At 66.1% G+C, this 5,806-nt stretch carries 6 protein-coding genes; 2 read left to right on the forward strand and 4 right to left on the reverse strand.

Annotated elements, in window-relative coordinates:
• Together QBJ92_RS20290 and QBJ92_RS20295 are read left to right on the forward strand one after the other, a co-directional pair.
• The coding region (locus QBJ92_RS20290; protein WP_277971500.1) for a YggS family pyridoxal phosphate-dependent enzyme at nucleotides 1-601 on the forward strand (601 nt) is incomplete at its 5' end.
• Nucleotides 598-1,260, forward strand: coding sequence for an HAD family hydrolase (locus tag QBJ92_RS20295; RefSeq protein ID WP_277971501.1), 663 nt, complete (start codon nucleotides 598-600; stop codon nucleotides 1,258-1,260). The genes QBJ92_RS20290 and QBJ92_RS20295, both read left to right, overlap by 4 nt.
• A gap of 31 nt (nucleotides 1,261-1,291) precedes the next feature.
• Here the strand turns inward: QBJ92_RS20295 and ribA are convergent, their stop codons facing one another.
• The 4 genes from ribA to QBJ92_RS20315 form a co-directional block, all read right to left on the reverse strand.
• Entirely contained in the window at nucleotides 1,292-2,323 is a 1,032-nt protein-coding gene (ribA, locus tag QBJ92_RS20300; RefSeq protein ID WP_277971505.1) for a GTP cyclohydrolase II, read from the reverse strand.
• Nucleotides 2,324-2,361: 38 nt separating this feature from the next.
• Complete coding sequence (locus QBJ92_RS20305; RefSeq protein ID WP_277971502.1) at nucleotides 2,362-3,153, reverse strand: exodeoxyribonuclease III; 792 nt, start codon at nucleotides 3,151-3,153, stop codon at nucleotides 2,362-2,364.
• Between the two features lie 236 nt (nucleotides 3,154-3,389).
• Nucleotides 3,390-4,001, reverse strand: a complete 612-nt coding sequence (locus QBJ92_RS20310; protein WP_277971503.1) for a LolA family protein — start codon at nucleotides 3,999-4,001, stop codon at nucleotides 3,390-3,392.
• A gap of 333 nt (nucleotides 4,002-4,334) precedes the next feature.
• Nucleotides 4,335-5,806, reverse strand: a 1,472-nt coding sequence (locus QBJ92_RS20315; protein ID WP_277971504.1) for a DNA translocase FtsK, incomplete at its 5' end; no start/stop codon positions are given.

The raw sequence follows: 5,806 nt of genomic DNA on the forward strand, positions 1-5,806 counted from the left end.
GGCGGGCCGCAAGCCCGAGTCCGTGACGCTGATCGCCGTGTCCAAGACGAAGAGCGCGGCGGAGATCACGCCGCTGCTCGACGCCGGACAGCGCGCGTTCGGGGAAAACCGCGTGCAGGAAGCGCAGGAGAAATGGCCTGCTCTGCGCGCGGCCTATCCCGACGTTCAGCTCCACCTCGTCGGCCAGTTGCAATCGAACAAGGCGGAGGATGCGGTCGCGCTGTTCGACGCGATTCACTCGGTCGACCGCGTGTCGCTGGTGACCGCGCTGGGCAAGGCGATCGACAAGCTCGGGCGGCGCCCGGCGTGCTTCCTCCAGGTCAATATCGGCGACGAAGCGCAGAAGGGCGGCTGCGCCATCGCCGCGCTGCCCGATCTGATCGCTGCCGCGCGCGCGGCGGATCTGCCCGTCGCCGGGTTGATGGCGGTTCCCCCCGCCGACACCGAGGCGGCACCCTATTTCGCGTTGCTCGCCAAGCTGGCGCGCGACCACGGGCTCGACGCGCTCAGCATGGGCATGTCGAGCGATTATGAAACCGCAGTGATGCTCGGCGCGACGCATGTCCGCGTCGGCACTGCCCTGTTCGGAGAACGCGCATGAAGGTCGATGGCCTGATTTTCGATTTTGACGGCGTGCTCATCGAAAGCGAATCGGTCGGCAACAGCCATATCGCGGCGTATCTCACCGCGATCGGCCACCCGACGACCGCGGAGGACAGCTATGCCAACTTCATGGGGCTGTCGGGCCCGCAGTTCATCAGCGCGCTCGAACAATGGATCGAACGACCGTTGCCCGAGGACTTCCACGCGCACCGCGCGATCGAGGACGACCGGGCGATGCGCGAGGGCGTCGGCGCGGTCGAAGGCGCGGTGCGCTTCATCGAAAGCTTGCCCGCCAACCTGCCCAAGGCGATCGCCTCGTCGAGCTCGACGGAATGGATCCGGCGCCATCTCGAGCATATCGGGCTGGAGGGTGCGTTCGGCGACCATATCTATTCGGGCAAGGAGCATGTCGCCAACGGCAAGCCCGCGCCCGACCTGTATCTGTACGCGGCGGAGGCGATCGGCGTGGATATCGCGCGCTGCGCGATCCTCGAGGATTCCCCCGTTGGCGCGACCGGCGCCGTCGCCTCGGGCGCGCATGTCATCGGCTTCGTTGGCGGGTCGCATTGCGGGCCGGACCATGCCGAGCGGCTGCGGTCGATCGGGGTGAACGACATCGCGGGCGATTTCGAGGACGTCGCGCGCTTGCTCGGGTAAGCGACCGCCCTCAACCCCCGCCGGCAGCCCGCTAGAACTGGTGCCCCGTCCGGTCGCGCTTGGTCGCGAGATAGCGTTCGTTGTGCGGGTTCGCGGGCAGGATGTGCGGCACGCGCTCCGACACCGCGATCCCCGCGGCCTCCAGTTGCGCGACCTTCTGCGGATTGTTGGTCAGCAACCGCACGCGCGGCTGCCCGAGCAGCGCGAGCATCCGCGCCGCCACCGCGAAATTGCGCGAATCCACCGCAAAGCCGAGCCGCGTGTTCGCATCCACCGTGTCGAACCCCTGGTCCTGCAGCGCATAGGCGCGCAGCTTGTTGATCAACCCGATCCCGCGCCCTTCCTGCCGCAGGTACAGCACGATTCCCCAACCGCTCTGGCGGATCGCGCGGATCGCCCCGTCGAGCTGCGGCCCGCAATCGCATTTCAGGCTGCCGAGCACGTCGCCGGTGAAGCATTCGCTGTGAAGCCGCACCAGCGGCGTGCTGCCGTCGGGCGTGCCGATCAGCAACGCGATATGCTCGCCGGGCATTTCCGGAGTCCGGAACGCGACGATCTCGGCATCCTCGGCGTCCACCACGGGCAGGTGCGCGCGGGTCGCGATCGCCAGCCGCGCGGCATCCTCATGCGCGACGATGTCGCCGGGGGTGAGGACGAGCGCCGCCTGTTGGTCGGGGAGCGCGAAATACGCCGGAAGCACCCCGCCCAGCCGCGCCAGCGTCAAGGCGGTGGTCGCGGCTTCCTGCGCGAGGACCGGCAGCGCGCGGAACGGCCCCTTGAACGGCGTCGCGAGATCGAACTGCGGATCGGACAGCGCGGTCGCCGCCGCGAAATCGACCCACGGCGCGCGCTCGATCAGCACCGGCGCATCGGGCTCGGCGGCCTCGCGCTGGTTGGCGAGCTTGAGCGTCGCGGCGCGCCCCGCCGACAGCAGCACCGGCGCGACCCCCGCCGGGTCGAACGCCGCCAGCCGCACCGGATCGGCGGTCTCGATCGGCAACAGCGCAAGCGTCCCATCCGCGCCTGCGATCGCGATCGGCCAGCCGCGCCGCAGCGCGTCCATTGCAAGCGCGGTCTTGTGCGCGTCCCCCGCAGTGGTGATCACAAGGCAAATTCTGTCATGATGGGCACATGGTCGGAGGGTTTCAGCCAGCTGCGGCACTCCTCGTACACATGGTGCCGAATCGCGGTCGCCGCAACATCCGCGGTCGCCCACATATGGTCGAGCCGCCGCCCACGATCGTTGACGGTCCAGTCGGCCGAGCGATAGCTCCACCACGTATGGAGCCGCGCGGGCGCGGGGTAAAAATGCCGCCCCAGATCGACCCAGCTGTTCGACGCCTTCAACCGGTCGAGCGTATCGACTTCGATCGGGGTATGGCTGACCACGCCCAAAAGTTGCTTGTGCCCCCAGACGTCCGACGGGAGCGGTGCGATGTTGAGATCGCCGACCAGCAGCGTGGGGACGGTGACCCCCGTCGACCAATCGATCATCCGGTCGAGAAAATCGAGCTTTTGCCCGAACTTGGGGTTCTCCTCGCGGTCCGGCACGTCGCCGCCTGCGGGCACGTAGACATTCTCGATCCGCATTCCGTTCTCAAGCCGGACCCCGACATGGCGCGCTTCGCGATTGGCCTGCCAGTCGAACCGGTCGTCCTCCGCCAGCGGCACGCGCGACAGGATCGCGACGCCGTGGTGCATCCGCTGGCCGTGGAGGACGATATGCTTGTACCCGAGCGCGCGGAACGCGGCGACGGGGAAGTCGCCGTCGATCACCTTGGTCTCTTGCAGGCACAGGATATCGGGCTGAGCCTCGCGCAGGAATCGTTCGACGATTTCGATGCGGAAACGCACGGAATTGATGTTCCACGAAACGATCTTGAGGGCGCTCATCGCGCGTGTGTAGCTGTGCGATGGCGCCTACGCCAGTCGGCGTACGTCGCCAGCATTTTGCGCGTGATTCCAAAACGGAAAGGCCCCCGCTCCGGGGGCATGGAGCGAGGGCCGACCTAGCGTTCGTCACGCAGGCGGGAAGTGGTGCGTTCGGGCAACAGGGGGAAAAATCCCGATCCACCCCACATCCGCAAGGACGCTTTTAAGCTTCCAAACCTGTCGCCAATATGAATGGCTCACTTTTTTCCGGTCGCGCGGACCGGATCGTTCCACTTGAACGCATTGTCCGCGATCGGGCCGTTGAACTTCTGGTTCGACAGTTTGACCGTCGTGCGGTTGTTCTGCGAATCGAGCGTGACCCAGCCTTGCAGCATCAGCCCGTTGGGGGCGGCGGGACTGCGTTTGAAGACCAGGTTGATCCGGCCGTATTCGGGGTGCTTCGGGTCTGCCGCATCGACCGAGACGAGCTCGGGATTGCCAGTCGGGACAACGGTCGCGATCTTGCTCATGTCGCGCGACGGATCGAGCAGGATGCCGAGCGGGGATCCGCCGATCGGCCAGCGCTGCTTCTGCCCGACCGAGTAATCGAGGAACCACAGCGACTTGCCATCCGCGACGATCAGGATCGGCACGCCCTTTTCATATTGGAAGCGGATCTTGCCGGGCTGCTTGAGTGTCAGCGTACCCGTCAGCACCTTCCCCGAGCGATCGGTCTGCGCGAAGTCGGCGGTCATCGATTTGACCGCCTGGAGGTGCTTCTGCACCAGCGTCAGGTCCGCGGACGGCGCCGCGACCGCAAGTGCGGGGGCGGCGAGGAACGGGACGAGAAGGGCATAACGAAGGGACACGAAAGATTCTCCTGACACGGGGCTGGGGGGCTCCCGTCTGATAAAGAGGCGCTTCCCCGATAAAGACCGGGGCCGTGCAGAACTGGCTACCGTAACGCGCGCAGCACCCGCTTCTATCCGCGCACGCCTGAACCCGAGCCTTGGCCGGGGAAGCGCGCCCATCAAATGTAGTAAACGCTTTAAGCCAGCGAGCGCTTTAATGCGCCGTGAACCAGACCGTTTCCTGTGTTCCTGCGAAAGCAGGAACCCAGAGTCGCGCAGAACTACATCGGTTGGCGCGCGGGGCTCTGGACTCCTGCTTTCGCAGGAGAACACGGGACGCGGCCGCACCCCTCAGACCGGATGCCCCTCCCGATCGCGCAACACTTCGCGCCGCCCGACATGGTCGGGCCGACTCACCACGCCGTCCTTCTCCATCCGCTCGATCAGCCGTGCCGCGTTGTTATACCCCACGCGCAACTGCCGCTGGACCCACGAGGTCGACGCCTTCTGGCTCTCGCACACCAATTGCACCGCGGCGCGATATTGCTGGTCTTCCTTGCTGTCCTCGCCGGTCGGCGCACCGTCGAGCGCGAAGCTCTCCTCGGGCTCCTCGGTGACCGACTGGATGTAATCGGGCTGCCCCTGCGCACGCCAATGGTCGGCGACGGCGCGGACTTCGTCGTCCGACACGAACGGACCGTGGACGCGGACGATTCCCTTGCCGCCGGGCATGTAGAGCATGTCGCCCTTGCCGAGCAGCTGCTCCGCGCCCTGTTCGCCGAGGATGGTGCGCGAATCGATCTTGGAGGTGACGTGGAAGCTGATTCGCGTCGGCAGGTTCGCCTTGATCACGCCGGTGATGACGTCGACCGACGGGCGCTGCGTCGCCATGATCAGATGAATCCCCGCCGCACGCGCCTTCTGCGCCAATCGCTGGATCAGGAATTCGACTTCCTTGCCCGCGGTCATCATCAAATCGGCCAACTCGTCGACGATCACGACGATCTGCGGCAGCACCTGATAATCGAGCGTCTCTTCCTCGTAGATCGGCTGGCCGGTTTCGGAATAGCCGCACTGCACCTTGCGCCCGAGCGGCTGGCCCTTCGCTTTGGCGGTCTTCACCTTCTCGTTGAAGCTCGCGAGACTGCGCACCCCCATCGACGACATCTGGCGATAGCGATCCTCCATCTGCTCGACCGCCCATTTGAGCGCGCGGACCGCCTTTGCGGGATCGGTCACGACCGGAGAGAGCAGATGCGGGATGTCGTCATACATGCTCAATTCGAGCATCTTGGGATCGATCATGATCATTTTGCACTGGTCGGGCTTCAACCGGTACAGCAGCGACAGGATCATGCAGTTGAGCCCGACCGACTTGCCCGAGCCGGTGGTGCCCGCGACGAGCAGATGCGGCATCGGCGCGAGATCCGCGATGACCGGATCGCCCGCGATGTTCTTGCCCAGCACCAGCGGGAGCGACGCGGACTGATCCTCGAACGTCTGCGACCCGATCAGTTCGTGCAGGCCCACCATCTCGCGCCGCACGTTGGGAAGCTCGATCCCGATCACGGTCCGCCCCGGAATCGTCGCGACACGCGCCGACACCGCGGACATGTTGCGCGCGATATCGTCGGCGAGCTGGATCACCCGGCTCGCCTTGATCCCGCTCGCGGGCTCGAGCTCGTACATTGTGACGACCGGGCCGGGCCGCACGTTGATGATCGAGCCCTTGACGTGGAAATCGTCGAGCACCGTCTCGAGCAACCGCGCGTTGCGTTCGAGCGCGGCCTTGTCGATCTGCCCGCCGGGGGCAGGCGGGGTCG

Source organism: Sphingomonas echinoides (genome assembly GCF_029623395.1).
Classification (GTDB): domain Bacteria; phylum Pseudomonadota; class Alphaproteobacteria; order Sphingomonadales; family Sphingomonadaceae; genus Sphingomonas; species Sphingomonas echinoides_A.

What these genes read in the sequence shown, in the direction of transcription:
- ribA (WP_277971505.1), bottom strand. Translation starts at nt 2,323, where the DNA reads ATGGACGCGCTGCGGCGCGGCTGGCCGATCGCGATCGCAGGCGCGGAT.
- QBJ92_RS20305 (WP_277971502.1), bottom strand. Translation starts at nt 3,153, where the DNA reads ATGAGCGCCCTCAAGATCGTTTCGTGGAACATCAATTCCGTGCGTTTC.
- QBJ92_RS20295 (WP_277971501.1), top strand. Translation starts at nt 598, where the DNA reads ATGAAGGTCGATGGCCTGATTTTCGATTTTGACGGCGTGCTCATCGAA.